This is a genomic window from Amycolatopsis xylanica (genome assembly GCF_900107045.1).
GTDB classification, from domain to species: Bacteria; Actinomycetota; Actinomycetes; order Mycobacteriales; family Pseudonocardiaceae; genus Amycolatopsis; species Amycolatopsis xylanica.
In genome coordinates this window covers 1-26931 of the sequence record NZ_FNON01000016.1, presented here as the reverse complement: position 1 = coordinate 26931, position 26931 = coordinate 1, and the positions used below count along the sequence as shown (strand labels likewise).

Annotated in this window: 22 protein-coding genes, 1 pseudogene and 1 riboswitch; of the genes and pseudogenes, 13 read left to right on the top strand and 10 right to left on the bottom strand. The window is 69.9% G+C overall.

What is annotated here, in order from left to right:
- Nucleotides 1–55 precede the first annotated feature (55 nt).
- From BLV57_RS41305 to BLV57_RS41295, 3 genes are read left to right on the top strand one after another with little or no spacing between them, the layout of a single operon-like run.
- Nucleotides 56–7405 (top strand): RHS repeat-associated core domain-containing protein, encoded by a 7350-nt coding sequence (locus BLV57_RS41305; protein ID WP_176969042.1) that lies wholly within the window; start codon nucleotides 56–58, stop codon nucleotides 7403–7405.
- Nucleotides 7406–7410: 5 nt separating this feature from the next.
- Complete coding sequence (locus tag BLV57_RS41300; protein WP_143047296.1) at nucleotides 7411–7992, top strand: HEAT repeat domain-containing protein; 582 nt, start codon at nucleotides 7411–7413, stop codon at nucleotides 7990–7992.
- Nucleotides 7989–8954, top strand: coding sequence for a Dyp-type peroxidase (locus BLV57_RS41295; protein WP_143047295.1), 966 nt, complete (start codon nucleotides 7989–7991; stop codon nucleotides 8952–8954). Before BLV57_RS41300 ends, BLV57_RS41295 begins: the two co-directional genes overlap by 4 nt.
- Nucleotides 8955–9159: 205 nt before the next feature.
- Here BLV57_RS41295 and BLV57_RS41290 read toward each other — a convergent pair whose 3' ends face one another.
- Both BLV57_RS41290 and BLV57_RS41285 read right to left on the bottom strand, forming a co-directional pair.
- Nucleotides 9160–9609 carry a hypothetical protein gene (locus BLV57_RS41290; RefSeq protein ID WP_091299879.1) on the bottom strand — a complete coding sequence of 150 codons (450 nt, stop codon included), beginning with the start codon at nucleotides 9607–9609 and terminating at the stop codon, nucleotides 9160–9162.
- Between the two features lie 115 nt (nucleotides 9610–9724).
- Nucleotides 9725–10594 carry a LysR family transcriptional regulator gene (locus BLV57_RS41285; RefSeq protein WP_091299876.1) on the bottom strand — a complete coding sequence of 290 codons (870 nt, stop codon included), beginning with the start codon at nucleotides 10592–10594 and terminating at the stop codon, nucleotides 9725–9727.
- Between the two features lie 76 nt (nucleotides 10595–10670).
- Here BLV57_RS41285 and BLV57_RS41280 point away from each other — a divergent pair, with 76 nt between their 5' ends.
- From BLV57_RS41280 to BLV57_RS41270, 3 genes are all read left to right on the top strand, one after another.
- On the top strand, nucleotides 10671–11480 hold the full coding sequence (locus tag BLV57_RS41280; RefSeq protein ID WP_218134996.1) for a PhzF family phenazine biosynthesis protein: 810 nt from the start codon (nucleotides 10671–10673) through the stop codon (nucleotides 11478–11480).
- A gap of 223 nt (nucleotides 11481–11703) precedes the next feature.
- A riboswitch (cobalamin riboswitch) is annotated at nucleotides 11704–11845 on the top strand.
- Nucleotides 11846–11918: 73 nt separating this feature from the next.
- On the top strand, nucleotides 11919–12650 hold the full coding sequence (locus BLV57_RS41275) for an aldehyde dehydrogenase family protein (RefSeq protein ID WP_091300068.1): 732 nt from the start codon (nucleotides 11919–11921) through the stop codon (nucleotides 12648–12650).
- A 21-nt stretch (nucleotides 12651–12671) separates the two neighbouring features.
- On the top strand, nucleotides 12672–13094 hold the full coding sequence (locus tag BLV57_RS41270; protein ID WP_091299874.1) for a hypothetical protein: 423 nt from the start codon (nucleotides 12672–12674) through the stop codon (nucleotides 13092–13094).
- On the opposite strand, the gene BLV57_RS41265 is transcribed toward BLV57_RS41270, so the two are convergent.
- The 3 genes from BLV57_RS41265 to BLV57_RS41250 all read right to left on the bottom strand — a co-directional run bounded on the left by BLV57_RS41265 (nucleotide 13095) and on the right by BLV57_RS41250 (nucleotide 15328).
- Nucleotides 13095–13526 (bottom strand): cupin domain-containing protein, encoded by a 432-nt coding sequence (locus tag BLV57_RS41265; RefSeq protein ID WP_091299872.1) that lies wholly within the window; start codon nucleotides 13524–13526, stop codon nucleotides 13095–13097. It abuts the gene before it with no gap.
- Nucleotides 13527–13938: 412 nt separating this feature from the next.
- Nucleotides 13939–14835, bottom strand: coding sequence for an ornithine cyclodeaminase family protein (locus tag BLV57_RS41255; RefSeq protein ID WP_091299868.1), 897 nt, complete (start codon nucleotides 14833–14835; stop codon nucleotides 13939–13941).
- 10 nt (nucleotides 14836–14845) lie between these two features.
- Nucleotides 14846–15328 carry an Lrp/AsnC family transcriptional regulator gene (locus BLV57_RS41250; protein WP_176969041.1) on the bottom strand — a complete coding sequence of 161 codons (483 nt, stop codon included), beginning with the start codon at nucleotides 15326–15328 and terminating at the stop codon, nucleotides 14846–14848.
- A 112-nt stretch (nucleotides 15329–15440) separates the two neighbouring features.
- On the opposite strand from BLV57_RS41250, the gene pdhA reads away from it, so the two are divergent.
- From pdhA to BLV57_RS41230, 4 genes are read left to right on the top strand one after another with little or no spacing between them, the layout of a single operon-like run.
- Nucleotides 15441–16538, top strand: coding sequence for a pyruvate dehydrogenase (acetyl-transferring) E1 component subunit alpha (pdhA, locus tag BLV57_RS41245; RefSeq protein ID WP_091299865.1), 1098 nt, complete (start codon nucleotides 15441–15443; stop codon nucleotides 16536–16538).
- 29 nt (nucleotides 16539–16567) lie between these two features.
- Nucleotides 16568–17545, top strand: a complete 978-nt coding sequence (locus tag BLV57_RS41240; protein ID WP_091300062.1) for an alpha-ketoacid dehydrogenase subunit beta — start codon at nucleotides 16568–16570, stop codon at nucleotides 17543–17545.
- Nucleotides 17538–18692 carry a dihydrolipoamide acetyltransferase family protein gene (locus BLV57_RS41235; protein WP_091299862.1) on the top strand — a complete coding sequence of 385 codons (1155 nt, stop codon included), beginning with the start codon at nucleotides 17538–17540 and terminating at the stop codon, nucleotides 18690–18692. Before BLV57_RS41240 ends, BLV57_RS41235 begins: the two co-directional genes overlap by 8 nt.
- Nucleotides 18693–18702: 10 nt before the next feature.
- A complete protein-coding gene (locus tag BLV57_RS41230; protein ID WP_091299859.1) occupies nucleotides 18703–19335 on the top strand; it encodes a TetR/AcrR family transcriptional regulator in 633 nt (210 codons plus the stop codon).
- A 47-nt stretch (nucleotides 19336–19382) separates the two neighbouring features.
- On the opposite strand, the gene BLV57_RS41225 is transcribed toward BLV57_RS41230, so the two are convergent.
- From BLV57_RS41225 to BLV57_RS41215, 3 genes are all read right to left on the bottom strand, one after another.
- A complete protein-coding gene (locus BLV57_RS41225; protein ID WP_091299856.1) occupies nucleotides 19383–20252 on the bottom strand; it encodes a LysR family transcriptional regulator in 870 nt (289 codons plus the stop codon).
- Between the two features lie 4 nt (nucleotides 20253–20256).
- Nucleotides 20257–21771, bottom strand: a complete 1515-nt coding sequence (locus tag BLV57_RS41220) for an AMP-binding protein (RefSeq protein ID WP_091300060.1) — start codon at nucleotides 21769–21771, stop codon at nucleotides 20257–20259.
- A 70-nt stretch (nucleotides 21772–21841) separates the two neighbouring features.
- The gene (locus BLV57_RS41215; RefSeq protein ID WP_091299854.1) at nucleotides 21842–22702 is read right to left on the bottom strand and encodes a LysR family transcriptional regulator; all 861 of its coding nucleotides are present in this window, start codon (nucleotides 22700–22702) and stop codon (nucleotides 21842–21844) included.
- A gap of 115 nt (nucleotides 22703–22817) precedes the next feature.
- On the opposite strand from BLV57_RS41215, the gene BLV57_RS41210 reads away from it, so the two are divergent.
- Entirely contained in the window at nucleotides 22818–23957 is a 1140-nt protein-coding gene (locus BLV57_RS41210) for an acyl-CoA dehydrogenase family protein (RefSeq protein ID WP_091299852.1), read from the top strand.
- On the opposite strand, the gene BLV57_RS41205 is transcribed toward BLV57_RS41210, so the two are convergent.
- Nucleotides 23944–25128 (bottom strand): aminotransferase class V-fold PLP-dependent enzyme, encoded by a 1185-nt coding sequence (locus tag BLV57_RS41205; protein WP_091299849.1) that lies wholly within the window; start codon nucleotides 25126–25128, stop codon nucleotides 23944–23946. The two genes, BLV57_RS41210 and BLV57_RS41205, sit on opposite strands and share 14 nt — an antisense overlap.
- Before the next feature lie 29 nt (nucleotides 25129–25157).
- Between BLV57_RS41205 and BLV57_RS41200 the strand changes: the two genes are divergently transcribed.
- On the top strand, nucleotides 25158–25787 hold the full coding sequence (locus tag BLV57_RS41200) for a GntR family transcriptional regulator (protein ID WP_091299847.1): 630 nt from the start codon (nucleotides 25158–25160) through the stop codon (nucleotides 25785–25787).
- Entirely contained in the window at nucleotides 25784–26548 is a 765-nt protein-coding gene (locus tag BLV57_RS41195) for a metallophosphoesterase (protein WP_091299844.1), read from the top strand. The genes BLV57_RS41200 and BLV57_RS41195 overlap by 4 nt, the downstream gene beginning before the upstream one ends.
- Before the next feature lie 67 nt (nucleotides 26549–26615).
- On the opposite strand, the pseudogene BLV57_RS41190 reads toward BLV57_RS41195, so the two are convergent.
- Nucleotides 26616–26931 (bottom strand): annotated as a pseudogene (locus tag BLV57_RS41190) (IS481 family transposase); the annotation flags it as partial.

The window sequence follows — 26931 nt, the reverse complement described above, 5'->3', positions numbered from 1 at the left end:
AGGAAGTTTCGCCGATACAGGCCGCGCAGGATCGCCCCCTTGGCTGGGAGACCACGTGAGCCTCAGAAGACGCTTGTCCGGTAAAAGAAACGCGGCTTTGGTAGCGGTGCTGGTGGCCGCGGTGGCGCTGCCGGGATTACCGTCCGCGACCGCGCAGCAGGCGCCGGCCGCGCCGCCGGTCCGGAATCAGGGTCAGGTCCAGCCCTCGGTGAAGGTCGCGCCGGTCCCCGGGCCCGCGTCCTACGCCTACGACGCGGCCGGGCGGCTGGCCGGTGTGGTCGGGGCCGGGGGTGAGGTCGCGCGGTACGGCTACGACGCCGCGGGCAACGTGACCTCGGTCGATCGGCTGGGGACGCCTGCCGTCGCCGTGCTGGCCGCCGTGCCGAGCGTCGTGCGGCCCGGTGACAGCGTCACGATCGCGGGCAAGGGGTTCGCCGCCAGCGGGAACACCGTGACGATCAACGGAATCGCCGCGACGGTCAAGTCGGCGACGGCCGACCGGATCGTGGTGACCGTGCCGAGCGCGGCCACCAGCGGGGTGCTGCAGGTCACCACGCCTGCCGGGTCCGGGACGCTGGACGGGATCACGGTCATCCGCGGTGACAAGCCGGTGATCAGCGAGTTCACCCCGAAGACGGCCGCGCCGGGCAGTTCGGTGACGCTGAACGTGAGCAATCCGGACCCGCAGTTCGCCAACAACCTCGTGCGGCTCAACGGGATCCTCGCCGCGGTCACCGCGCAGGGGCCCGGCACGCTGACGATCACCGTGCCGCCGGGCGCGGGCAGCGGGAAGCTGCAGTTCAGCACCCCCGCGGGCACCTCGGCGAGCGCGAACGTGCTGATCGTGCCGCCTGCCGGGGTCCCGGCGGCCGACATCGACACCAGCGGGCCGATCACCGCCGGCACCAAGACGAGCGTTCCGGTCGCCGCGGGCAAGTACGCGATCCGGTACTTCGACGCCGTCGACGGCGATCGATTCGCCGCGACGCTCGAAGCGGGCACGTTCGGCAGCTGCGGGCTCGACGCGAAGATCTTCGACGAGCGCAACCGCCAAGCAGGCACCGAAGGCTGCGTCGGCACCAGCGGCTGGGTCGAGACGACGCCGGTGTCCGGCGCGGGCACGCGGGCACTGGTGCTGCACAACACCTCCACGAGCGCGGGCACGATCGACGTGACCGTGCACAAGGTCCCCGCCGACCTCAACGCGGGCGCGCAGGCGCTCAACGGCACCGCCAAGACCGTCACGATCACCAATCCCGGCCAGAACGCGTACACCACGTTCACCGGCACACTGGGCCAGCGCGTGCTCGTCCAGTCCAGCGCCGCGTCCTCCGTCTTCGGCTGCTGCGATCTGAGCTGGACCCTCACCGCACCCGACGGCACGCAGGTCGGGGCGAAGCAGTACGGCAACAGCACGCTCGACGCGATCACGCTGCCCGCGGCCGGCACCTACCGGATCGCCGTCGACCCCGCGCACGGCCTGGTCGGCTCGGTGACACTGGCCGCCTGGACGGTTCCGGCCGACCTCAACGCGGGCACGCAGGCGCTCGACGGCACGGCCAAGACCGTCACGATCACGAACCCCGGGCAGAACGCGTACACGACGTTCGCGGGCACGGCTGGCCAGCGGGTGCTGGTGCAGTCCACCAACGCGAGCGCGGTCTTCGGCTGCTGCAACCTGACGTGGACGCTGGTCGCGCCCGATGGCACGCAGGTCGGCTCCACGCAGTACGGCAACAGCACGATCGACACGATCTCGTTGCCCCAGAACGGGAACTACAAGATCGTCGTCAACCCGTCCTATGCTCTGGTCGGCTCGCTGACGCTCGCCGCGTGGACCGTCCCGGCCGATCTCGACGCGGGTGCGCAGTCGTTGGACGGCACCGCGAAGACGGTCACGATCGCCAATCCCGGGCAGAACGCGTACACGACGTTCGCGGGCACGACCGGTCAGCGCGTGCTTCTCCAGTCGACCAACACGAGTGCGGTGTTCGGTTGCTGCAACCTGACGTGGACGCTCACGGCGCCCGATGGCTCCCGGGTCGGCAACACGCAGTACGGCAACGCGACCTTGGACCCGATTTCGCTGCCACAGACCGGTACCTACAAGATCGTGGTCGATCCGGCGTACGCGCTGGTCGGCTCGGTGACGCTCGCCGTGTGGAACGTCCCCGCGGACCTCGACGCGGGTGCGCAGCCGCTGGACGGCACCGCGAAGACCGTCACCATCTCCAACCCGGGCCAGAACGCCTATACGACCTTCGTGGGCACGACCGGGCAGCGCGTGCTTCTCCAGTCGACCAACACGAGCGCGGTGTTCGGTTGCTGCAACCTGACGTGGACGCTGACAGCGCCGGATGGCTCGCGGGTCGGCAGCACGCAATACGGCAATTCCACGCTGGACACGATCGCACTGCCGCAGACGGGCACCTACAAGATCGTGGTCGACCCGGCGTACGCGCTGGTCGGCTCGGTGACGCTGGCCGCGTGGAACGTCCCGGCCGATCTCGACGCGGGCACGCAAGCCCTCAACGGCACCGCGAAGACGGTCACGATCACGAATCCCGGCCAGAACGCGTACACGACGTTCACCGGCTCGACCGGTCAGCGCGTCCTCTCCCAGTCGACCAACACCAGCCCGGTCTTCGGCTGCTGCAACCTGACGTGGACGCTCACGGCGCCGGATGGCTCGCGGGTCGGCAGCACGCAGTACGGCAATTCCACTTTGGACACCATCGTGCTGCCGCAGAACGGTGTCTACCGGATCGCCGTCAACCCGGACGCCGCGCTCACCGGCTCGGTCACGCTGACCGCGTGGAACGTCCCGGCCGATCTCGACGCCGGGGCACTGCCACTCGATGGCACGGCCAAGACCGTCACGATCACCAACCCCGGCCAGAACGCGTTCAGCGGCTTTACCGGGACCAGCGGCCAGCACCTGATCATCCAGTCCAGCAACACCAGCCCGGTCTTCGGGTGCTGTGGCCTGACCTGGACGCTCACCGCGCCGGACGGCGCCAAGGTGGGCGGCACGCAGTACGGCAACAGCAAGCTCGACGTCACGCTCCCGCAGACCGGCGCCTACAAGCTGACCGTCAACCCCGACGCGGCGCTGACCGGCTCGATCACCTTCGGCGCGACCATCGCGGCCGCGCTCAAAGCCGTCGAACAGCAACCGCAACCCCAGCAGGCCGCCGCCGAGAAGAACGGCCCCGACGTCCCGCCGAAGGTCAAGCGCGAGGTGCCGCCCGTGCCGCCGCCGGACGCGCGCACCGCGTCACAGTGGGCGCCGGACCCGGGCAACCTGCAGGGCGCCGACTGGATGACCCGGCGGCCCGACCCCGTCAAGATCGAGGACCTCAAGGCGGACAAGGGAATCACCGCGATCAGCGGTCACGTCCGTGACCTCGACGGCGGCCCGCTGCCCGGCATCCCCGTCCGGGTCGGCGAAATCAAGACGACCACGGACGCGCAAGGCAGGTTCCTGCTGACCGGTGTCCCGGCCAACGCCACCACGATCATCGTCGACGGCTACGCGGCGAAGACCACGCCCGCGCGCTACGGCACCTTCCGCATCCACGCGAAGGTCACCGCGGGCGCCACGACCCCGCTCGAAGCGACGGTCTGGCTGCCGCGCCTGGACATGCGGCACGTCCAGCAGATCACCTCACCCACCGGCAGCGAGATCGTGCTGACCACGCCGGAGATCCCGGGACTCGAGGTGCGCCTGCCCGCGGGCTCGGTCGTGCGCGACCTCGACGGCAACGTGGTGCGCGAGCTCGGCATCACCGCCATCCCGCTCGACCGGCCGCCGTATCCGTTGCCGCGCAACGGGATCGTGCCGGTGTACTTCACCGTCCAGCCGGGCGGGGCGACCATCTTCCCGCAGGGCGCGCGCGTGGTGTACCCGAACTACACCAAGCTGCCCGCCGGGTCCTTTGTGGACTTCTGGAACTACGACCCGCAGGACAAGGGCTGGTACGTCTACGGGCACGGCAAGGTCAGCGCCGACGGCAGGCAGGTCGTGCCGGACGAGAAGACCAGGCTGTGGACGCTCGACGGCTCGATGTTCAACACGCCGGGCAACCCCAAGCACGACAAGAACTGGCTTGAGGACCTCATCGACAAGATCTCCGGTGACCCGGTCGACCTGTCGACCGGACTGCTCACCGACGCGCACACCGATCTCGGCCTCAAGGACACGCTGCCGATCTCGCTGACGCGCACGTACTGGCAGGGCGACGGGCACGCGCGGGAGTTCGGGCTCAACCAGAGCGCGGACTACAACATGTTCCTCACCTCGGAACTGCAGTACCAGGAGGTCGACCTCAACCTGCCCAGCGGCGGCAAGGTGCATTACCTGCGCACCTCGCCGGGCACGAGCTACAGCGACGCGGTGTTCACCGCGACGGGCACCGCCGGCCGGTTCGGCGGGTCGACCATCACGCAGATCAACGGCGACTGGGTGCTGAAGCTGCGCGAAGGCTCGTCGTACTTCTTCCCTTGGTACTCCAGGGTCCGGGCGATCCAGGATCGCAACGGCAACCAGATCACCTTCACCCGGATCGGCGGCAACAACGGCGAGGTCTCGCAGATCACCTCGCCCAACGGCCGCTGGATCGCGTTCGAGTACGACGGCGCGAACCGGGTGACCAAGGCGAAGGACAACATCGGCCGCTCCGCGTCGTACACCTACGACGCCGCGGGCAGGCTCGCCACGGTCGTCGACGTCGCGGGCAAGACCAGCACGTACACCTACGATTCCGCGAACCGCATCACCAAGCTCACCGACGCGCGCGGTGTCGCCTACCTCAACGTCACCTATGACCTGAACGGCCGTGTGGCGTCGCAAACCCTGGGCGGCGGCGGGACGTACACCTTCGCCTACACCCTCGACGCGAACGGCCTGATCACCGAGACCAGGGTGACCGAGCCGAACGGGTCGGTGCGCCGGGTCGTGTTCGACGCCAGCCACATCGTCGCCACGGACACCCAGGCGTTCGGCACCCCGCTCGCGCGGACGACCTCCTACACGCGCGGCAAGGACAACCGGATCGACGCGGTCGTCGACCCGTACGGCCGACGCACGACCTACGAGTACGACGCGCAGAACCGGCCGACCAGCACGGTCGAGCTGACCGGGACCGCCGACCAGGTGACCACCGGCAAGACCGTCTACGGGCCGTTCGACCTGCCGCTCTCGATCACCGACGCGGCGGGCAAGGTCACGAGCTATTCCTATGACACCAAGGGAAACCTGCTCACCACGACCGACCCGCTGAACCGCAAGAGCACCATCGCCTACACCACGGACGGGCAGGTCGCGAAGATCACCACGCCCGCGAACGCGGTCACCACGTTCACCTACGAGGCGGGCGCGCTGACCTCGGTCAAGGACCCGCTCGGCCGGATCTCGCAGACCTTCGTCGACGCGGCGGGCAGGCCGGTCTCGTCGACGAACCCGGCTGGCGCGACCACGCTGACCAGCTACGACGCCCAGGACCAGCCGGTCAAGGTGACCGACCCGCTCGGCCAGGCGAGCACGTTCGGCTATGACGCGGGCGGCAACCTCACCTCGTTCACCGACGCGCGCGGCAAGATCACGCGCTGGGCGTTCGACGACGCGGACCGGCCGATCTCGCGCACCGATCCGCTCGGCAAGACCAGCACGATCACCTACGACAACGCCGGGCGGGTCACCGCCACCGTCGACCGGGCGGGCGTGCGCGCCACAGGTGAGTACGACGCGCTGAACCGGCTGACCAAGGCCAGGTTCGGGGTGAGCGGCACGACGGCCCAGTCCGAGCTGACCTACGCCTACGACACGATCGACCGGCTGAACTCGCTCACGGACACCGCGGGCGGCACGACGTCCTACAAGTACGACGCGCGTGACCGCGCCACGGCCATCACCGGTCCTAACGGGACGGTCACCTACGGGTACGACGCGGTCGGGCGGGAGACCTCCAGCGGACTGCCGGGCCTGCCCGCGACCTCGTACAGCTACGACGCCGCCGGTCAGCCGACCGGGGTGAGCCGGGGGACCGACGCGGTCACGATCACCAGGGACGCGGCGGGCCGCCCGACCGTGCTGACGCTGCCGGGCGGGTGGACGCAGACGTCCACGTACGACGCCGCGGGCCAGGTCACCGGGATCACGTACGCCCAGGGCGGCACCGGCAAGGGCTCGCTCGCGTACACCTACGACGCGGCGGGCCAGCGGACCTCGGTGACGGGCGGGCTCGCGAACGTCACGCTTCCCGACGCGCGATCCGGGCTGACCTACAACGACGCGAACCGGCTCACCACGCCGGGCGTGACGTACGACGCCGAGGGCCGCCTGCTCACCGACGGCACCACGACGTACACCTGGAACGCGCGCGGCCAGCTCACCGGCACGAGCAAGACCGGGCTGGCCGGGACGTACGCCTACGACGCGGCGGGCAACCGGTCCGGCCGCACGGTCGGCGGCGTCACCACGAAGTTCCTCTACGACGGCCCGAACGTGGGCGCGGAACTCGACGGCGCGGGCGCGGTCTCCGCGTCCCTGCTCGGCGGCGGCGTCGACCAGTGGTTCGCGCGGACCAAGGCGGGGGTCACCGACACCACGCTGACCGACGCGCTCGGCTCGCCGGTCGCGCTCGGCCGCGCCGACGGCACGTTCGCGGCGAACCAGGCGTACAGCCCGTTCGGCGCGCCGTCCGGGACCGGCGACCGCCGTGGCTCCGACCTGTCGTTCACCGGCAGGCAGGACGACGGCACCGGGCTGCTCAACTACCGCAGCCGCTACTACAGCCCCGATCAGCAGCGGTTCATCTCCGAAGACTCGATCGGCATGGCGGGCGGCACGAACCTCTACGGGTACGCGGCCAACTCGCCGACGAACCTCACCGACCCGTCCGGCAACAACCCGATGGTCGTCGGCTGTCTCGTCGGCGGGGCGGTCGGCGGCGGGCTCGACTACCTCGGCCAGCGGCTCTCCGGCCGCAAGGTCAACTGGGGCAGCGTCGGCGGCTCCGCGGTCGCGGGGTGCGCGCTCGGCGCGCTCGGCGGCTGGCTCAGCAGGGGCGGGCTGAGCATGGCGGAAAAGATGGCGCGGGTCAGGGCGGTCGGCGCCGAGGGCGAGAGCCTGGCAGGCATCAACCAAGCGGCCAAGGTGCGGATCCCGTCGATGACCAATACGGCCGATTTCCGGGTGCCCGACGCGCTGTCGCCGACCACACTGACCGAGGTCAAGAACGTGGCGAACCTGAGCTACACCGCCCAGCTGCAGGACTTCTACCAGTTCGCGCAGGCGACGGGGCGGCAGTTCGACCTGATCGTCCGGCAGGGCACCCAGCTGACGGGGCCGTTGCAGGACATGGTGAACAAGGGACTCATCAACCTGATCCGGTCGCTACCGTGACGGTCATGACCACCCCTGCCGCGCTCAAGCGGGACCTGGAGGCTGTCGGCGTCGACGGCGACCTCTGGGGCCTGGTGAACAGCAACACCCGTTACCGCGCCGCCGTTCCCGTGCTGCTCGACTGGCTGCGGCACGTGGCCGAGCGGGTGCCAGGGCCGGACCTCGGCAAGGTCCGCGAAGGCCTGGTGCGGGCGTTGACCGTGCCGGAGGCGCGGCCTGTCGCGGCTCCGGAGTTGATCCGGCAGTTCCAGGAGGTGGACGACCTGACCGTGCGCTGGGTCATCGGCAACGCGTTGTCGGTGGTGTACGACGACTCCGTGTTCGACCAGCTCGAACCGCTCGTGCGCGAGCGGCGGTTCGGGAAGGGACGGCAGATGCTGGTGCACGGACTCGGCCGGTCCAAGCATCCGCGAGCGCCGGAGTTGCTGGTCGAGCTGCTCTCCGACGACGACGTGGCCGCGCACGCGGTCACCGCGCTGACCAAGCTGAAACCGCCGGGGGTGCGCGGCGCGGTCGAGCCGTTGCTGAACCACCCGCAGCCTTTGGTGCGCAAGAACGCGAAGAAGGCGCTGGAGAAGCTGCCGTGACTTCCCGGCGCCAAGTGCTGCTCGGCGCGCTCGGACTGGCCTTGACCGCGTGCTCCACCGAGACGGTGGCCGACGTGCCGGGCAGGCATGTGGCACTGCGCCGTCCGAAGCCCGCCGGGCAGATCGCGCTGCTGAACGACGTCTCGCCGGAGGCGGTGCGCAAGATGCACCAGTCCGGCGACGACGTCGCGATCGGGCTGGGCGTGGGATTCTTCGACGCCGTCGCGCAGCCGCGGCCCGCCGGTCTGGTCGAGATGCCCCCGTTCCCGGGCGAGGTGCTGCGGCCTGAGCGGTCGAACGCGCACGTGGTCGTGCAGATCGAGGGGGACACGCCGGAGGCGGTCGCGGCGAGAGCCGACGCCGTGCTGGGTGGTGCGCGGATCGGCTGGCGGGCCGCGGTGCGTCGCGAGATCGTCGCCGATCAGGCCGGGAAGTCGTTGCAGCGCAACTCTTTCGGCTTCGTCGAAGGTCAGGGCAATCCGGTGCACGAGCAGCTGGCAGGCGCCGTGCTGCGCGCGGACGGGTCAAGCCTGCTGGCACTGCGGGTGATTCAGCTGGCACAGGATGCCTGGAACGCGGACGATCCCGTGAAACAGCAACGGATCATCGGCCGCAAACCCGACGGAAGCTGGCTCGACGGCAGCCCTTCGGCGGGCGAGCCGTCGTTCGCCGGCGACCCGGACGGCGCGGTGACGCCACTGGATTCCCATGTGCGCAAGGCGAATCCGCGCACGCCGGGCGTCCCGTCGCCGCGGATGCTGCGCCGTTCCTGGATTTACCAGGGCGGCCCCGCCGACGACGGCGTCGTGTTCATGGCGTTCCAGTCCGACTTCGAAGCCGGTTTCGCCTTGGCGCAGAACAGATTGCGCGGTGAGGCGCTCGCGCCGTACCTGCTCACCGTCGGTGGTGGCTACTTCGTCGTGCCCGCCCGCGACAACCTCGGCGCCTATCTCCCGTCGTGAAAGGGGCCGGGTCTGCCCCCTCGGCAGGCCCGACCCCCGTTCACGCAGGCGCCGCGGGGCGCACGTGAATGAGGACGCCGTTTCCCCCGCCGCAGATACGCGAAGATCGAAGGCAAATGGGTGATCAACATCGCCAGCCGTCACGCGGAGCCGATCTGGCCTGGCAGCGGGGTTCTCCGGGATTCCGCGTGATCCATTCGTTACCTCAGATCAGGCTCTGGCAGGCGGGCATGTCCAGCTCGCGCGCGTACTTGGTGATCTCCTCGCGCAGCGGGACGAGACTTTCCTCGACCGTCTGGTCCAGTGATTTCCCGTTTCCGCCGTAGATGGTGATGTCGTCGGCCCGGAGCATCAGCGAATGGAGCTGAGCCGACTCCTTGAACGCGCGCAGGTGGGCGACGAACTCGGGGGCGTAGTCGACCCGGGCGGGGATCTCGACGCGTTCCACGTCGACGATCCAGGCGACCAGCGCGTCCAGGCGGTCGGGAAGGGTGGCCGCCTTCGCGATCCTCGCCGCGGCCGGACCGCAGAGTTCGTTCACCTTGCGGTGCCAGATCTGGCTGGGTGACACGTAGACATAGGTCGACTTCGAGGGCGGCGGCGCCGGTGGTGGTGGCGCGTCGACGGCCGGTGAACAACCGGCGAGTACTGCCATGAGCAGGGTCGATATCCAGATTCGCGCATGCATCAATCCCCCAAGGTCGCGCGTTTTTGAACACGTTCAAGGTAGCGCTCGGCCGGTGGGGTAGGCAAGGATTTTCTGAACGTGTTCAACTCAGCAGAGCGGCCGCTTTCGCCAGTTCGTCCAGCACCGCCTGCTGGGCTCGGCTGGGGGAGCGCCGGGCATGCCGGGCCAGCAAGATCGAGTTCTGCCGGATGCGGGGTGCCTGGAAGCTGCCCAAGCCTCGGTCCGCGAGCGCGAAGGTCGGCAGCAGGGTGAGGCCCAGTCCCGCCGCGACGCACGCGCGCACCGCTTCGACACTGCCGAGGCGCGTGATGTGCGGATGCTCGCCTGCCGCCAGTTCGCGGGCGACGTCGTCGCTGTACGTGCAGCCCTCCTCCAGCAGGAACCAGCGGTGCCCGGCGAGCTCGGCCCAGCCCGCCTTGCGCCCGGCCAGGTCGTGGTCCGGCGCGCAGGCGAACCCGAGGTCGAGCGTGCCCGCCTTCTCGATCACGAGATCGGCGGCCCGCAACGCCGGTTCGAGGATCAGGCCTGCCGAGATCCGTCCGTCGCGCAGCCGCTCGACCGTGCCGGCGGTGCCCGAAGGCGTGAGGCGCACGTCGACGGCCGGATGGCTCGCGTGCAGCGCGGCGATCGCGCCGGGCAGCAGGTACGCGCAGAGCGACTCGGTCGCGCCGACGGTCACCTCGCCTTCGATCGGGCCGCCGGACCTGGCTTCGGCGCGCAGGGCCGCCTCGGCGTCGAGGAGCTGCTGGGCCCGCTCCAGCACGCGGCGGCCAGCCTCGGTGAGCACGGCGCCCGACGGCAGGCGGTCGACGAGGCGGACGCGCAGGTCCCGTTCCAGCGCCTGGATGTGCGCGGTGACGGTCGACTGGGCGAGATGCAGCTCGGCGGCGGCCGCGGTGAAGCCGCCGGTGCGGGCGAGCGTGGTGAAGGTCGAGATCAGCCGGGTGTCCACGGTATCGAGTTTACCGATGGAGTCGATGGAGAATCATCGTTGGACCCGATGGGCGTCCGGTGTCACCATCGAAGACATGGATGTTCTGCGCTACTCCGCCTTCACCACCGACCCGCACGGCGGCAACCCCGCGGGCGTCGTGCTCGGCGCCGGGCACCTCGGCGACGACGAGATGCTCCGCATCGCCGCCGAGCTCGGCTACTCCGAGACCGCGTTCGTCGACGGCGACCGCGTCCGCTACTTCAGCCCGCTGGCCGAGGTCGACTTCTGCGGCCACGCCACGATCGCCACCGCCGTGGCGCTGGCCGAGCGCTTCGGCGCCGGGCCGATGCGGTTCCACACCAACGCCGGCGAGATCGCCGTCGAAACGACCGTCGCCGACGGCCAGGTCACCGCGACGCTCACCAGCGCTCCGGCCCACTCGCGCCCCGCGACCGCCACCGAGCTCGACGAGGTGCTCGCCGCGCTCCGCTGGGACCGCGCCGACCTCGACCCGGCGTTCCCGCCGCACGTCGCGTTCGCGGGCAACGAGCACTTCGTGCTGGCCGCGGGCACCCGCGAACGGCTCGCGAAACTCGACTACGACTTCGAGGCGCTCGGCGACGTGATGAGCCGCGGCGGGTGGACCACGGTGCACCTCGTCTGGGCCGAATCGGCCGAGCTGTTCCACGCCCGCGACCCGTTCCCGCCCGGCGGTGTCGTCGAGGACGCCGCGACCGGCGCGGCCGCCGCCGCGTTCGGCGGCTACCTGCGGACGATCGGCAAGCTCGGAAGCGGGCGATTCACGGTGCTGCAAGGGGAAGACATGGGCCGGCCGAGCGTGCTGACCGTCGAGGTCGACGACCGCCCCGGCATCCGCGTCACCGGCACCGCGGTGCGCATCTAGCGAAAACCCCGGGTCGTGAGTGTTCAGGCCGGTTAGAACCGGCCGCGACACTCACGACCCCCCTTGTGGCGCAACGGATCCCGCTCCTGTACGGCGTTCAAGAACGGTGAGTGCGGGATCCTCGGCGCACGGCCGTTCTCGGCCGGCTCAGGCGTGTCAGCTTAGGGGTCCCCTGGGATGGTCGCGCCCACCCCGTAAACCGGGTTCGCGGCCTCGACAGGTGCGGAATTACCGCCCTAGGGTGAAATGAAGGCCCACGGATTCCCGGGGAAGCCGGTGCGAAACCGGCGCGGTCCCGCCACTGTGACCGATCCTGCGCGCGCGGGACCGGAAGCCAGGTCGCCGGCCGTGGGCGCGGCGTGTGTCCACGAGGATGGAGCTGGCACGAATGTCTCTTCGCCCTGCGAGGAAAACCTCCCTGCGACCAGGGTGGGTCAGGTGAGTGACGAACTATTCCATTTCATCGGCGGCAAGCCGGTTTTCGGGACGTCGGGGCGGTTTCACGAGCTGCCCGGCATCCGTGTCCCGCTCGCGGGCAAGCGCGAGGTCGACTACGCCGTCGAAGTGGCGGTCGCGGCGCAGGACGAGTGGGCGCAGTGGCAGCCGGACCGGCGGCTGCGGGGACTGATGGACTTCCTGGAACGGGTCAGCGACGAACTCGACGGCTGCCCGGTGATGGTGCCGGTGTGGAACGCCGCGCCCGCCGTCGCCTGCGGGAACTCGTTCGTGCTCAAGCCATCCGAGCGTGATCCGTCGATCGCCTTGCGCCTCGCGACCACGTTCCTCGACGCGGGCCTGCCGCCCGGCGTCTTCAATGTCGTCCATGGTGACCGCGAGGCCATCGACGCGCTCATCGCCCATCCCCGCGTCGACGCGATCGGTTTCGTCGGTCCCTCGGCCGTCGCCGAGTCCGTGCAGGCGACCGCGCTCGCGTACGGCAAGACGGCGCAGTGCTTCCACGGCACCCGCAGCCATCTCGTGCCCCTGCCGGAGCCCGACTCCGACCAGGTGGTCGGCGCGCTCGTCGGCGCGGGCACCGGCCCGGCGAGCGAGGCGCAGATGGCCACGTCACTGGTGGCCCAGTTCGCGGGCCGCGCCCCAGACCCGGTGGTCGAACGCCTGGCCGCCGTCTACCGCCCCGATTTCCGGCGTTCGGCAGGTTCCCGATGAACGATTCTATTGTAGACAGTCATGCCTGAGCTGACGCGGCCCCAGCGCCGCCCCGCCAGGAAACGCACCGGCAACCGCCCGGCCGTCGTGCTGGTCAGCGAGCTCGAGAGCCATCTCGAACTCGTCTGCAGGCTCGGCGAAGTCGGCCGGTACGAGCCGGATCTCGGCCGCCTGCAACGAGAAGACTGCGTCTTCGACGTGGACGTCTCAGGCGACGTGCTCACCGAGTACAAGGAAGCCGAGACGGCTCAGTTCGCGCAGCTGCTCGGGCAGTTCCACGCGGTGCTGCTCGGCTACGACGAGGGCGCCGAAGCACGCACGCTGCTGCGGGACCTGTTGCCTGGCCTGGAAGGCATCCTCGACGCAGGCGGCAGCAAGCTGCTCGGCTACGAAGAGGTGCTGATCCGGTTCCACGACGACCCCGCGTGGGATCTCGGCACGTAGCTACTGGAAGTCGCAGCCGGGGTTCGGCGCGTCCTCCGCCAGCGGGCTGCCGGTCGGCAGCACGTACAGCACGTCGAGCACGATCGGCGTGCTGCCGAGGTTGCGTCCGATGTGGACTTTGTCGGCGCCCTTGGGCTCGACGAAGGTGGCGCCGGCGCGATACACGTCCTGCGTGACGCAGTCGGCGTCGTTGTGCGTCAGGGTGCCCGCCTTGACGAACGCGTAGAGCGTGCCGTCGTGGAAATGCCAGCCGGTGCCGCCGCCCGGCTGGATGGTGATCTCGCGCAGGATGTAGTCGGTCTTGCCGAGGGTGGTCTTCGACAGGATCACGCCGGTCACGCCGGAGCCGGGCGTGGCTTCGGCGGTGGCCGGGACCAGCAGCGCGCCCAGTACGGCCGCGCCGGCGAGAGTGCCACGAACTGAGGTGCGCATGGTGATCCCCTTCGAGTCGACGGCTGCAGGTTATCGGCAAACACGCACCCGGACCATGGCCAAAGGGGCATGATCGAATGGTCGAAGGGGGCAAGGTCTGATGCGCTACTTGAAATGTCGCTGGACGCACGAGGACGACGACTACCCCGTGTGGTTGTTCAGCGAGCTGGGACCGTTGGGTGCGTTGCAAGCACTCGGGGGCACCCTCACTGCGCGATCCACCTCGGGCGGCGGGCGAGTGGTGACTTTGCTGCGTCTAACGGAGCAGAGGTACCACTCGCGCAGGCCGATTATGCCCGAACGAGGGGAGACCCTGCTGCGTTGGGTGCAGCAGGGTCTCCCCTCGCCCGCACAAGCTTCCGCAGGCCAAAGGGTCGTGAGTGTCTAGACCGGTTAGAACCGGCCGGAACACTCACGACCCCTGCGCGAGCAGGCGCGCGAGCGCCCAGTCCTGCGCGGCGACCCCGACGCTCTTGAACACCGTCCGCCCGCCCACCCCGGGCGGGTCGGTCAGCGCGGAACCGAGTTCCACCAACGAATCCCGCTTGAGCGACCCCGTCGACACCGCGTGGATGACCTCACCGGCCTCCTCCATGCAGGCGCCCACCTCGTCGACGACCACCACGCGCGCCGACGCCAGCAACTCCTCGGGCAGCTCCCGCATCGAGGGCAGATACGACCCGATCGCGTTGACGTGCACGTTCTCCGGCAACGCCGCCGCGTCGAACACCGGCTCCGAAGCCGAAGTCGCGCAACAGACCACGTCGGCCGCGGACACCGCCTCGTCGGCCGTCCCGCTCACCGCGAACTCGACGGCCGGGAACTCCTTCCGCAGAACGGAAATCAGCGCCGAAGCCCGCGCGGAGGTCCGCGCATGCACGGTCACCGAAGCCAGTGGCCGGACGGCCGCCACCGCCCGCACCTGATCGGCGGCTTGCGCTCCGGCGCCCAGCACGGTCAGCCGGGAAGCGTCCGGCGCGGCCAGCAGGTCCGTGGCGACACCGGAAACCGCGCCCGTGCGCAGGGTGGTCACCTCGATCGCGTCGGCGACGAGCTGGCCGTCCGCGGAACTCCAGACCAGGGTGCCCAGGATGGCGGGCGATCGCTCCAGCTCCACGCTCAGCGTCTTGACCACCGCGGCGCCGGAACCGGCGTGGTAGGCCGACATCACCAGCGCGCGCCCGCCGCCGAACGAGAGCCGGGTCGGCTGGGTGAACTCGCCGGCCGCCAGGTCCAGGAACGCCGCGCGCACGGCGGCGACGGCGTCGGGCATCGAGATGAGCTTGCGGACTTCCGAAGCCGTGAGCATGCCCGGGACGCTACTGCTGGGCGCGGTCGGGTGCCAGCTCGTCGAGGATCAGGACCGTGTGGCTGGACACCACGTCGGGGACCGTCTGGAGCTTGGTCAGCACGAGATGACGCAGGCTCTGGGCGTCGCGGGCGCGGACGAGCAGGACCAGGTCGTACTCGCCGGAGACCAGCGCGCCGTGCCAGACCTCGGGGATCTCCAGGACGTGCTGCTTGACCGACTTCCAGGAATGCTGGCTGACCTTGAGATACACGTACGCCGAGATGCCGTAGCCGCAGCGCTCGGGGTCGATGACCGCGCTGTAGCCGGTGATCACGCCGTCGCGGTGCAGACGCTCCACCCGCGAGTAGGCGCTCGCGCGCGAGATGTGGAGGCGCTCGGCCAAGGCGCGCATGGACATGCGGCCGTCCGCGCGGAGCTGGGCGACGATCGCCTGGTCGGTGTCGTCCAGCTGTCCAGGCAGGCTCGGTGTTTCGCCCTCGGAACCGGTCATTTGGTCGATGATAGCCGCCCGTGGTTAACAAACGTCCAGATCAGATCAACATGTCTAGAAAAACGGCTCCGAAACCGTCACCATCAGCGACACCCGACTTCAGGAGGTCGCCTTGACGCTCACCAGCCTGCCCCAGCGGCATCTCCTGCCGTCCGAAACCCCGATCGGACTGCTGGACGCCGATGGCCGCCTGATCGACGGCTCCGAGCTGACCATGCCGGGCGACGACGTGCTGCTCGACCTGCACCGCCGCATGGTCATCGGCCGCCGCTTCGACACCCAGGCCACCGCGCTGACCAAGCAGGGCCGCCTCGCCGTCTACCCGTCTTCGCGCGGGCAGGAGGCGTGCGAGGTCGGCGCCGTCGTCGCGCTGGACGCCCAGGACTGGCTGTTCCCGACCTACCGCGACTCGGTCGCGCTGGTCACCCGCGGCGTCGACCCGGTGCAGACGCTGACGCTCCTGCAGGGCGGCTGGCATCTGGGCTACGACCCGTACGAGCTGCGCGTCGCCCCGCAGTGCACGCCGCTCGCCACGAACACGCTGCACGCCGTCGGCGTCGCGCACGCCGCGCGCTACAAGGGCGAGGACAGCGTCGCGCTCGTGCTGCTCGGTGATGGCGCGACCAGCGAGGGCGACACCCACGAGGCGCTCAACTTCGCCGGGGTGTGGCAGACGCCGACCGTCTTCCTGGTGCAGAACAACGGGTACGCCATCAGCGTCCCGATGAGCAAGCAGAACGCGGCGCCCTCGTTGGCGCACAAGGGGATCGGCTATGGCATCCCGTCGCTGCTCATCGACGGCAACGACCCGGCGGCCGTCTACTCTGCCGTGCGCCAGGCCGTCGAGACCGCGCGGGCGGGCGGCGGGCCGACCTTGATCGAGGCCGTCACCTACCGGATCGAGGCGCACACCAACGCCGACGACGCGTCGCGCTACCGCGACTCCGGCGAGGTCGCCGCCTGGCTCGGCCGCGACCCGCTCGACCGGCTGGAGGCCTACCTCATCGGGCGCGGGCTGCTCGACGACGCGCGGCGCGAGGCCGTCGCGGCCGAGGCCGAGGACTTCGCCGCGTCCGTCCGAAAAGGAATGAACGCCGACGTGGCCGTCCGGCCGCAGTCGTTGTTCGACCATGTCTACGCCGAGCGCACGGCCGCGTTGCGCGAGCAGGCGGCGATGCTGGAAGCCGAGCTGGCAGGGGAAGAAGCGTGACCACGATCGAAAAAGTCCAGCAGCTGTCGATGGCGGGCGCGCTCAACGCCGCGCTCGCCGACGCGCTGGAAGCCGACGACCGCGTGCTCGTCTTCGGTGAGGACGTCGGCCCGCTCGGCGGCGTCTTCCGGGTCACCGACGGGCTCAGCGAGCGCTTCGGCGAGCGCCGCGTGTTCGACACCCCGCTCGCCGAATCGGGCATCGTCGGCACCGCGATCGGGATGGCGATGAACGGCCTGCGCCCGGTCGTCGAGATGCAGTTCGACGCCTTCGCCTATCCCGCGTTCGAGCAGATCACCAGTCACCTGGCCAAGATGCGCAACCGGACACAGGGCAAGGTCGAGCTGCCGGTCGTCATCAGGATTCCTTATGGCGGCGGGATCGGCGGCGTCGAGCACCACTGCGACTCCTCCGAAGCCTACTACACGCACACCCCCGGCCTGCGCGTCGTCACGCCGGGCACCCCGGCCGACGCGTATCACCTGCTGCGCGACGCGATCGACAGCCCGGACCCGGTGATCTTCCTGGAGCCGAAGCGCCGCTACTGGGCCAAGGGCGAGGTCGCGCTCGACCGCGCCGGCGCGCCGATGGACCGCGCGGTCGTCCGCCGCACGGGCAAGGACGTCACGCTGATCGCGTACGGGCCGATGGTCACGACCGCGCTGGAGACCGCCGAAGCGGCGATCGAGGAGGGCTGGGACGTCGAGGTCGTCGACCTGCGCAGCCTCTCGCCGTTCGATGACGAGACCGTCGCCGCGTCGGTGCGCAAGACCGGGCGCGCGGTCGTGGTGCACGAGGCGTCCGGGTTCTGCGGGTACGGCGCCGAGGTCGCCGCGCGGCTGACCGAGCGGTGCTTCCACCACCTGCACGCGCCGATCCTGCGGGTCACCGGGCTCGACATCCCTTACCCCGCGCCGAAACTGGAAGAACACCACCTGCCGAGCGTCGACCGCATCCTCGACACGATGGCCAGGCTCCAATGGGATGACGAGGTGTGCGGTGCCTGATTTCCTCCTGCCCGACCTCGGAGAAGGCCTGACCGAGGCGTTGATCGTCAACTGGCTGGTCGACGTCGGCGACACCATCACCGTCGACCAGCCGGTGGTGGAGGTCGAGACGGCCAAGGCCTCGGTCGAGGTGCCGTCGCCGTTCGCGGGCGTGATCAGCACACTGCACGGCCAGCCCGGTCAGTCGCTGGCCGTCGGGACCCCGCTGATCTCCGTGAGCGACGCCAAGAAGTCCGAAGAGGACAGCGGCAACGTCCTCATCGGTTACGGGACATCGGCGACGAAACGGCGAAACCGCCGCGCCCGCGTGAGCGTCGCGCCGGTCACCGCACGCGCGCCGAAGCCGGGCGTGATCTCGCCGCTCGTGCGGCAGCTCGCCAAGGAACGCGGGCTCGACCTGACCCGGATCGACGGCAGCGGGCCGCACGGCATCGTCCGCCGCGTCGACGTCGAACGGGCCACCGCGAAACCGGTCGCCGCGAAGACCGGTGAGCGCCGGATCCCGTTGAAGGGCATCCGAAAGACCGTCGCCGACAAGCTCACGCAGTCACGCCGCGAGATCCCGGAAGCGACCGTCTGGGTGGACGTCGACGCGACGCGCCTGATGGAGGCGCGCGCCGCGCTCAAGCCGGTCAGCCTGCTCGCGCTGATCGCCCGGTTCGCCGTGCTCGGCCTGCGCAAGTTCCCCGAGCTGAACTCGCGCGTCGACGGCGACGAGATCGTCGTGCTCGACGACGTGCACCTCGGCTTCGCCGCGCAGACCGACCGCGGCCTGGTCGTGCCGGTCGTGCGCGACGCGCAGGCACTGGCGACGCCCGAATTGTCCGAGGCGATCGCCGAGCGCACGAACGCGGCCAGGCAAGGGAGCCTGACGCCCGCCGAGCTCACCGGCGGCACGTTCACGATCAACAACTACGGCGTGTTCGGCGTCGACGGCTCGGCCGCGATCATCAACCACCCCGAGGCGGCGATCCTCGGCATCGGCCGGATCATCGACCGGCCGTGGGTGGTCGGCGGGCAGCTGGGCGTGCGGAAGGTGTGCGAGCTGACGCTGGCGTTCGATCACCGCGTCTGCGACGGCGGCACCGCGGGCGGGTTCCTCAGGTTCGTGGCGGACTGCGTCGAGGAGCCGCTCAAAGCGCTGTAGGGTAAGCGAAATGAGCGAGCCTTTGGGTTCGCGCGAGCGCAGGAAGCTGCAGACGCGCCGCGCGATCTCCGAAGCCGCGATCGCGTTGTTCGTCGATCGCGGCTTCGACCATGTTTCCGTCGCGGAGGTCGCCGTCGCGGCGGAGGTGTCGAAGATGACGGTCTTCAACTACTTCGCGACCAAGGAAGATCTCGTCCTGTACCGGGTCGAGGGCCTGTTCGAGCAGCCAGCGAGCCAGGTGCGCGACCGGGAGCCCGGCGAGTCCCCGGTCGCCGCGCTGCGGCGGCATTTCCTGCGTGGCCTCGCGGAGCGCGAGCCCGCGACCGGGCTCAACGACGAGGACGGCTACCTCGCGTTCCAGCACCTGGTGATGGGCTCGCCGACGTTGAAGCTGCGCCTGATCGACCACGGCAAGCGCACCGAGACCGCGCTCGCCTGCGCGTTCACCGAGGTGCTCGACGCGTTCACCGCCAAGCTCGCGGCCGCGCAGGTCATCGCCGTCCAGTACGCGCTGGTCTGCTGCAACCTCACGCGCGTGCTCGGCGGCCAGTCCGCCGCGGAGCTTTACCCGAGTGCGGTCGACGAGGCCGAGCGTGGCTTCGGGATGCTGCTCAGCGGGCTCAGGGACACGGCCCTGGTCTGAAGAACGGGATAAAGCGGGCTTTATCCCGTTCTGACATAAAGCCCGCTTTATCCCGTCACCAGGTCCACGAAAGCCTTGCCTGCCGGGGAAAGGCGGGCCGGGTCGTAGATCATGCCGTAGGCGCGCCTGATCGGCGGGTCGACCGCGCGGACCACCGCGCCCTGTCCCGCCAGGCGCCGCGCGACCGAGCTTTCGAGCCAGCCCGCGCCGACGCCGGACAGCACGAATCCCGGGATGGCCTGGCGGTTCTGCAGCACCGAGGACATCCGGGTGCGTGCCCCGGCCGTGCGCAATGCCTGTTCCACCAGCGTGCGCTGGGAGCTGCCTTTCGGCACCCCGACCCAGCTGATGTCGGGCAGATCCGACAAGGGCAGCGGATCGGCGTCGGGGACCGCGGTGCCCGGCGGGAACGCGAGCCAGTACTCGTGACTGCCGAGTTCGACGGCAGGCAGCCCGCGCGCGGTCGCGGGCAGGTAGCAGAACACCAGCTCGCAGTGTCCTTTGCGGATCAGCGACGCGGCCGCCTGCTCGTCGGAGAGTTCGTTGATGCGCACGGAAACCTGGGGGAACCGTTGCCGGAACCCGCCGACCAGCTCCGCCACCGGATGCGCGGTGACGAACGGCCAGGCGTGGATGTCGAGCCTGCCACGCGGGACACCGCCCGCGTCGGTGAAGAACCCCTCCGCGGCGGCGACACCGCGCAGCAGGCGCCTGGCGGGCCCGATGAACGCGGTGCCCGCCGAAGTCACCACCAGCGTGCGGCCGATCCGGTCGAACAGCAGCACGCCGAGTTCGCGCTCCAGCGCCCGGATGCCTTGCGACACCGAAGGTTGCGCGACCCGCAACGCTGCCGCGGCCGGGGTGATCCCGCCGTGGTCCACCGCCGCGAGGAAGTACTCGACCTGCCGCAGCTCCACGGCGTCAGGAGGGGGAGCGCAGTGAGCGCCGCAGCATCTTGCCGGACTCGGTGCGCGGCAGCCGGTCGCGGAACTCGAACCGGCGCGGGGTCTTGAACCCGGCGAGCTTCTCGCGGCAGTGCGCGGCGAGGCGCTCGGCCAGGTCGTCGCCGGGCAGTACGCCCGGCCGCGGCTGGATGATGGCGACCACGCGCTGGCCCCATTCGGGATCGGGCTCGCCGATCACGGCGGCGTCGGCGACCTCGGGATGCTCTAGCAATCTGCCCTCGATTTCCGCCGGGTAGACGTTGACGCCCCCGGTCAGGATCAGGTCGGTGCGGCGGTCGCAGAGGAACACGCGGCCCGCCGCGTCGACGTAACCGATATCGCCGACGGTGATGAACTCACCGTCGCGGTTGGCGGCGGTCTTTTCGGGATCGTTGTGATAGCTGAACTTCGTCTGCGCGGAGCTGTAGTAGAGCGTGCCGGCCTCGCCCGCGGGCACGGGTTCGCCGTGCTCGTCGACGACCTTGACCGTCACCCCGGGCAGCGGCCTGCCGACGGTGCCCGGTTCGGTCAGCCATTCCTTGGAGTCAACGACGGTGACCATGCCTTCCGAGGCGCCGTAGTACTCGTAGACGACCGGTCCGAACCACTCGATCATCCGCTCCTTGACCCCGCGCGGGCACGGGGCGGCGCCGTGCATGACGCTGCGCAGGCTCGACGTGTCGTAGCGGCCGCGCACCTCGTCCGGCAGCTGCAGCATGCGATGGAACATCGTCGGCACCAGGTGGGTTTCGGTGACACCGTGCCGCTCGATCAGCCGCAGTGTCTCCTCGGCGTCGAACTTCGCCATCACGACGAGCGTGTGCCCGAGATGCAGGCTGTTGGTCGAGAACGCACCGGGCGCTGCGTGGTAGAGCGGGCAGGTGACCAGGTGGACACCGGTGCCGGGATGGACGTTCATGCGCTCCAGCGACGCCAGCGCGACCGCGGGCACCACCGGCGGGCCTCCGGGCAGCGGACGGCGCACGCCTTTCGGGCGGCCGGTGGTGCCCGAGGTGTAGAGCATGCTCTGGCCCATGGTCAGGTCTTCGGGCGTGCCGGTCGGTTCGTCCGCGCCGAAGTCGGCGTAGTCCTCCCAGCCGGGCGCGCCGCCGATCGCGAACCGGTGGGCGGGCGACACACCCAGCTCGTCAAGTCGCGCCGTGCAGGTCTCGGCGATGGCGGCTTCCGCGACGACGACCTTGGCGCCGCTGTTGCCCACGATGTAGCCGATCTCGTCGGCGGACGAGCGGTAGTTGACCGGGGTGAAGTACAGCCCGCTCTGCCAGGCGGCCAGCGCCAGCTCGAAGAACGGGATTCCATTGTGGACGATGGCGGTGACGCCGTCGCCCGGCGCCAGCCCGAGCGCGCGCAGCGCGTGCGTCAGCTGGTTCACTCTGGCGGCCAGCGTGCTGAAGGTGACCTCTCGGCCCTCGGGATCGATGACCGCGGTGCGGTGCGGGTCGGTCACGGCGATGTCGAGAAAGGTACTCACGTGATCCATTAACGCCGATGAAGTGCCTCCCCGTCAAAGACACGTGGGCGAAAAGCCCGATAGGCGCTACCTATGGCGTTGCCGCTGAAAGGAAAGCCTCCGCCGCTGGCGACAGCGGGCCCTCGCGGAAGATCAACCCGATCGTGCGCTTGACCGGCGGCGCCGTCCCGCGGATCTCTACGTTCTGTAGCTCGCGCTCGGCCACCCGGCGCGGCAGGAACGTCGCGCCCGCGCCGTGTTCGACCAGGTGCCACACGGTCTGCCGGTGCGCGCATTCGACGGCGATCCGGCCCGCCGTGCCATCGAGCACGTCGTCGAGCTGGGTGCGGGTGGTCGCGTCGACCAGCTCCATCACCAGCGGGATGTCGGCGACGGCGTCGAGCGGCACGGGATCGGCCAGCCCTTCGGCGAGCGAGGGCGGCAGCGCGAGCACGATCTCCTGGTCACCGAGCGGGAGCGTGCGCAGTGACTCCCCGTGCACCGGCAACTCGGTCAATCCCAGATCGCACTGTCCGTGCCGGACCGACGCGGCGACCGCGGCGGGTCCACCGGGATCGACGATGTTGAGCAGCACGCCAGGATGCCTGCGGTGGAAACGCCCGGCCAGCTCGGGCAGCGGATCGGTGGTCAACCCGGCCAGCGCGGCGATGTCGAGCCGCCCGCCGGTCAGCCCGCTGACCGCGCTCACCGCGCCGCGCGCCCGCTCGGCGTCCTCGAGGATCCGCCGCGCGGGTTCCAGAAAGGACCGGCCCGCCGCGGTCAGCACGAGATGCCGTCCGGTGCGGTCGAACAGTTCGGCCCCGAGCTCGCGTTCGAGCTGGCGGACGGCCTGCGAAAGTGAGGGCTGGGCCAGGAAGAGCGCCTCCGCGGCCTTGGTCACCCCTCCGTGGTCGACTACGGCGACGAAGTACTCCACTTGCCGTAGGTCCACGGTTTCAGATTAGCGCGCGTCTCGTGGATCTTGTGCGATGAGAGTCGAGAGCCAGGGGCCGCCTGGGCTCGGCTATCGCGCGCAAGATCCACGAGACACGCGCTAACGTCGAACTATGGATGCTGACGACTTCGGGCAGGTACTGGCGGCGGTGCGGGAGTTCGTGCGCCGCGAGGTCGTGCCGCGCGAGACGGAGATCGACGAATCGGACGAAATCCCGGCCTCGGTCCGCGAGAAGGCGGCCGGGCTCGGCCTCTTCGGCTGGGCGCTGCCGGAGGAGTTCGGCGGCCTCGGCCTGCGCATGGCCGAAGACGTCCGCCTCGCCATCGAGCTGGGCTACACGACCCCGGCCTTCCGGTCCCTGTTCGGCACGAACAACGGCATCGCGGGCCAGGCGATCGTCAACTACGGCACCGACGCGCAGAAGGCCGCCTGGCTGCCCCGGCTCGCGGCGGGCGAGGCGATCGCCTCGTTCGCGCTGACCGAGACCGAGGCAGGCTCCGACCCGAGCGGCCTGGTCAGCAAGGCGATCTCGGACGGCGAACGCTACGTCCTCAACGGCACCAAGCGGTTCATCACCAACGCCCCGCTCGCCGACGTCTTCGTCGTCTTCGCCAGGACCGAGCCGGATTCGGTGGGCGGTAAGGGTATTTCCTGCCTTCTGGTCCCATCCGACTCGCCCGGCGTGACCGTCGGCCCGCACGACGCGAAGATGGGCCAAGGCGGCGCCTGGACCTCCGAGGTCGTTTTCGACGACGTGGCCGTGCCGTTCAACGCGCTCATCGGCGTCGAGAACGACGGGTTCCGGATCGCGATGGCCTCCCTGTCGCGCGGTCGCCTGCACATCGCGGCCATCTGCGTCGGCATGGCGGAGCGCGCACTGGCCGAGGCGGTCGCGTACGCGCGCACCACCCGCCAAGGCGGACGGCCGATCGGCGAATACCAGCTCGTACAGGCACTTCTGGCCGAATCCCACGCCGAGCTGGCCGCGGGCCGCGCGATGGTGCTCGCCGCCGCGGACGCCTACGACTCCGGCGAGGACCGCAAACTCGGGCCGTCCTCGGCGAAGCTCTTCTGCACCGAGATGCTCGGGCGCGTGGCGGACCGTGCCGTCCAGGTGCACGGCGGCATGGGGTACATGCGCGGGGTCGCGGTAGAGCGGATCTACCGCGACGCCCGGCTTTTCCGGATCTACGAAGGGACCAGCGAGATCCAGAAGCTCGTAATCGCGCGAGAGCTTCTTAAAGAGTCGTGAGCTTTTCGAGTTCGGTGACCAGAAGCTGGAGTTCCTCGTCCGTGTTGAAGTAGTGGACGGACGCCCGGATCATGTCGGGCAGGTTCCGGGCGGTGAAGTCGTACTGCGCCGAGGTGCGCGCCGAGACGGAAGTGTTGATCTTCGACTCGGCGAGGTGGGCCTTGACCTTCTCGGCCGGGATGCCCGCGACGCTGAACGTGACAATGCCGCACTTGCGGGCGCCTTGGTCATGGACGGTCACACCGGGGAGGTCGGCCAGCCGGGAGCGCAGGTCGGCGGCGAGCTCGGTGACGCGCTTTTCGATGGCGGGCATGCCCCAGCCGAGCGCGTAGTCGACGGCGGCGCCGAGGCCGAGCAGGGCCGCGTAGTCGCGTTCCCAGGTCTCGAACCGCTTGGCGGTCAGGTCCACTTGGTACTCGTTGGGCGCCGTCCACGAGGCGGAGTGCAGGTCGAGCATCGCGGGCTCGACGCGCTCGCGCAGGCGGGGGTGCATGTAGCCGAAGCCGGTGCCTCGGGGACCGCGCAGGTACTTGCGGCCGGTGACGCTCAGCGCGTCGCACTGGAGGCGCTGGACGTCGAGGTCGAGCTGGCCAGCGGACTGGCAGGCGTCGAGCAGGAACGGGATCCCGGCTTCGCGGGCGACCGCGCCGATCTCCTCGGCCGGGTTGACCAGGCCGCCCTGGGTGGGCACGTGGGTGGTCGAGATGAGCTTGACGCTGGAGTCGACGCGGCGGCGCAGGTCGGCGACGTCGAGCTGGCCGGTCTCGTCGTCGTCGACCACCTCGACCACGGCGCCGGTGCGGTGCGCGATCTGGAGGTAGGCGATGGCGTTGCTGGCGTACTCGGATTTGCAGGTCAGGATCTTGTCGCCGGCGGTGAACCCGAACGCGTAGAACACCGCCTGCCAGGAGCGGGTCGCGCTGTCGCTCAGCGCGATGTCCTCGGCGTCGGCGTTGATGAGCCGCGCGATCGAGGTGTAGACGGCCGCGATGCGGGCATCCTCGCGCGCCGCCGCCTCGTAGCCGCCGATCAGCGACTCGGCTCGCAGGTGGTCGACGACGGTCTCGGTCACGATCGAAGGCGGAAGGGAGGCTCCGGCGTTGTTGAGATGGGTCACCTGGGCGCAGCCCGGGGTTTCGGCACGGGCGCGCTGAACGTCGGCTGGCTGCATACCAACTGCATACAGTATCGTCCAACTGTATGCAACGTTCTCCGCTGCGCCAGGAGCTCTTCGCGCAGATCACCGCCCGCGTGCTCGACGGGAGACTGGCCGGGCGCGTCAACGAGGTCCACCTCGCGAAGGAACTCGGCGTCAGCCGCACGCCGCTGCGCGAGGCGCTGGTCGGCCTGGCCGATCGCGGCCTGCTGATCTCGGAACTCGGCCGCGGTTTCCTCGTGCCGCCGCTCGACCTCGGCGAGGCGCGGCAGCTGTACCCGCTGGTCGCCGAGCTCGAGTCACTGGCGGTCCGCTGGACACCGGTGCACGACCTGCAGACGCTGGCCGATCCGCTCGACGAGATCGCCGACGGCATGTCCGCCGCGCTGGCCGAGGGCGCCGAACTGTCCGCATGGGACGATCGCTGGCACGCGATGTTGCTGTCCCGCACGGTGAACCCGCACCTGCTGCGGCTGATCGATCAGACCAAACCACTCTTGAAGCGCTATGACGTGCTGTATTTCGGTGGCATCGAGCGCTCGCGGCAGAGTATTGATGAGCATCGCCAGATCGCGGCGGCACTGCGCACGGGTGACCTCAACGAGGCATGCCAGGTGCTGGTGCAGAACTGGGTGAAGTCACTGGGGTATTTCGAGGAAGGCAGGCAACGATGATCGCGATAGCGCACCTGAGCGACATCCATATCGACGACGGGCAACGCAGCCGGGAGCGCGCGGCCCGCGTGCTGTCCTACGTCAACGGACTGTCCCATGTGGACGCCGTTGTGGTCACCGGGGACCTCGCCGACAACGGCGCTCCCGAGGAGTACGCGCAGGTCGCGGCCCTGCTGAAGTCGCCGCACATGACGATCACCTGCCCCGGCAACCACGACAAGCGGCCCGAGTACCGGGCCGGCCTGCTCGGCGAGCCCGCCGCTGACGCGCCGGTCAACCAGGTGATGAGCACACCCGGCGCGCTCTACGTTTCGCTGGACTCGAGCATTCCCGGTCGCCCGAACGGGTTCATCGCCGACGAATCCCTTGCCTGGCTTGACGAAGTGCTCACGACCACCGATACCTGGAAGCCCGCGTTCGTCTGCTTCCACCACCCGCCGGTCGACCTGGCCGTGCCGCAGGTCGACCGGATCCGCCAGTTCGACGAGTCCCGGCTCGCCCAGGTCCTTGCCCGCCATTCGCGGGTGGCCGCCCTGCTGTGCGGTCACGTGCACACGGCGGCGACCACGACCTTCGCCGGGCTTCCGCTGCTGATCGCGCCGGGCGTGGTGTCGACCTCGCTGCTGCCGTTCGAGCCGAACGGCGACCGCGGCTGGGAGGACGGCGGCCCGATCGACCTGGACGCGCCGCCCTCGCTCTACTTCCACATCCTGCACGACGACGGCCGCCTGACCTCGCACCTGCGCGTCGTCCACGCCTAGGAGTCGTGAGTGGCACGGCCGGTTCTAACCGGTTGTCCTGTTTCAGGACCTCGCAGACAGATGTGTGTCAGGACTTTCCGGACAGTTTCTGGCTGGTCAGTGGTTGATAGCGTACTGATCTGTCGAGGGTGAGCTGGCGGACGACCGTGTCGCCGATCATGATGGTGACGCGGTCGCCTTGCCAGTAGACGGTGGCTGTGTGCTGTTTCCAGGCGCGTCCCAGGACGATGGAGCAGCCGGAGAAGGCGATCACGCCGGTGGCGGAGACGGGCCGCGTGGTGGTCCCGCTGGGGGCGCTGCGGCCGCCGGTGGGGATGGCTTTGCCGCGGTCGTTGTAGCGTTGGCGGGGTGTCTGGCCGCCGAGGCTTTGGTGGCGTCGGTTG

What these genes read in the sequence shown, in the direction of transcription:
- BLV57_RS41255 (WP_091299868.1), bottom strand. Translation starts at nt 14,835, where the DNA reads ATGCTCACGGCTTCGGAAGTCCGCAAGCTCATCTCGATGCCCGACGCC.
- BLV57_RS41230 (WP_091299859.1), top strand. Translation starts at nt 18,703, where the DNA reads ATGAGCGAGCCTTTGGGTTCGCGCGAGCGCAGGAAGCTGCAGACGCGC.
- BLV57_RS41205 (WP_091299849.1), bottom strand. Translation starts at nt 25,128, where the DNA reads ATGCAGCCAGCCGACGTTCAGCGCGCCCGTGCCGAAACCCCGGGCTGC.
- BLV57_RS41240 (WP_091300062.1), top strand. Translation starts at nt 16,568, where the DNA reads ATGGCGGGCGCGCTCAACGCCGCGCTCGCCGACGCGCTGGAAGCCGAC.
- BLV57_RS41280 (WP_218134996.1), top strand. Translation starts at nt 10,671, where the DNA reads ATGGATGTTCTGCGCTACTCCGCCTTCACCACCGACCCGCACGGCGGC.
- BLV57_RS41195 (WP_091299844.1), top strand. Translation starts at nt 25,784, where the DNA reads ATGATCGCGATAGCGCACCTGAGCGACATCCATATCGACGACGGGCAA.
- BLV57_RS41300 (WP_143047296.1), top strand. Translation starts at nt 7,411, where the DNA reads ATGACCACCCCTGCCGCGCTCAAGCGGGACCTGGAGGCTGTCGGCGTC.
- BLV57_RS41270 (WP_091299874.1), top strand. Translation starts at nt 12,672, where the DNA reads ATGCCTGAGCTGACGCGGCCCCAGCGCCGCCCCGCCAGGAAACGCACC.
- BLV57_RS41290 (WP_091299879.1), bottom strand. Translation starts at nt 9,609, where the DNA reads ATGGCAGTACTCGCCGGTTGTTCACCGGCCGTCGACGCGCCACCACCA.
- BLV57_RS41265 (WP_091299872.1), bottom strand. Translation starts at nt 13,526, where the DNA reads ATGCGCACCTCAGTTCGTGGCACTCTCGCCGGCGCGGCCGTACTGGGC.
- BLV57_RS41200 (WP_091299847.1), top strand. Translation starts at nt 25,158, where the DNA reads ATGCAACGTTCTCCGCTGCGCCAGGAGCTCTTCGCGCAGATCACCGCC.
- BLV57_RS41210 (WP_091299852.1), top strand. Translation starts at nt 22,818, where the DNA reads ATGGATGCTGACGACTTCGGGCAGGTACTGGCGGCGGTGCGGGAGTTC.
- BLV57_RS41250 (WP_176969041.1), bottom strand. Translation starts at nt 15,328, where the DNA reads ATGACCGGTTCCGAGGGCGAAACACCGAGCCTGCCTGGACAGCTGGAC.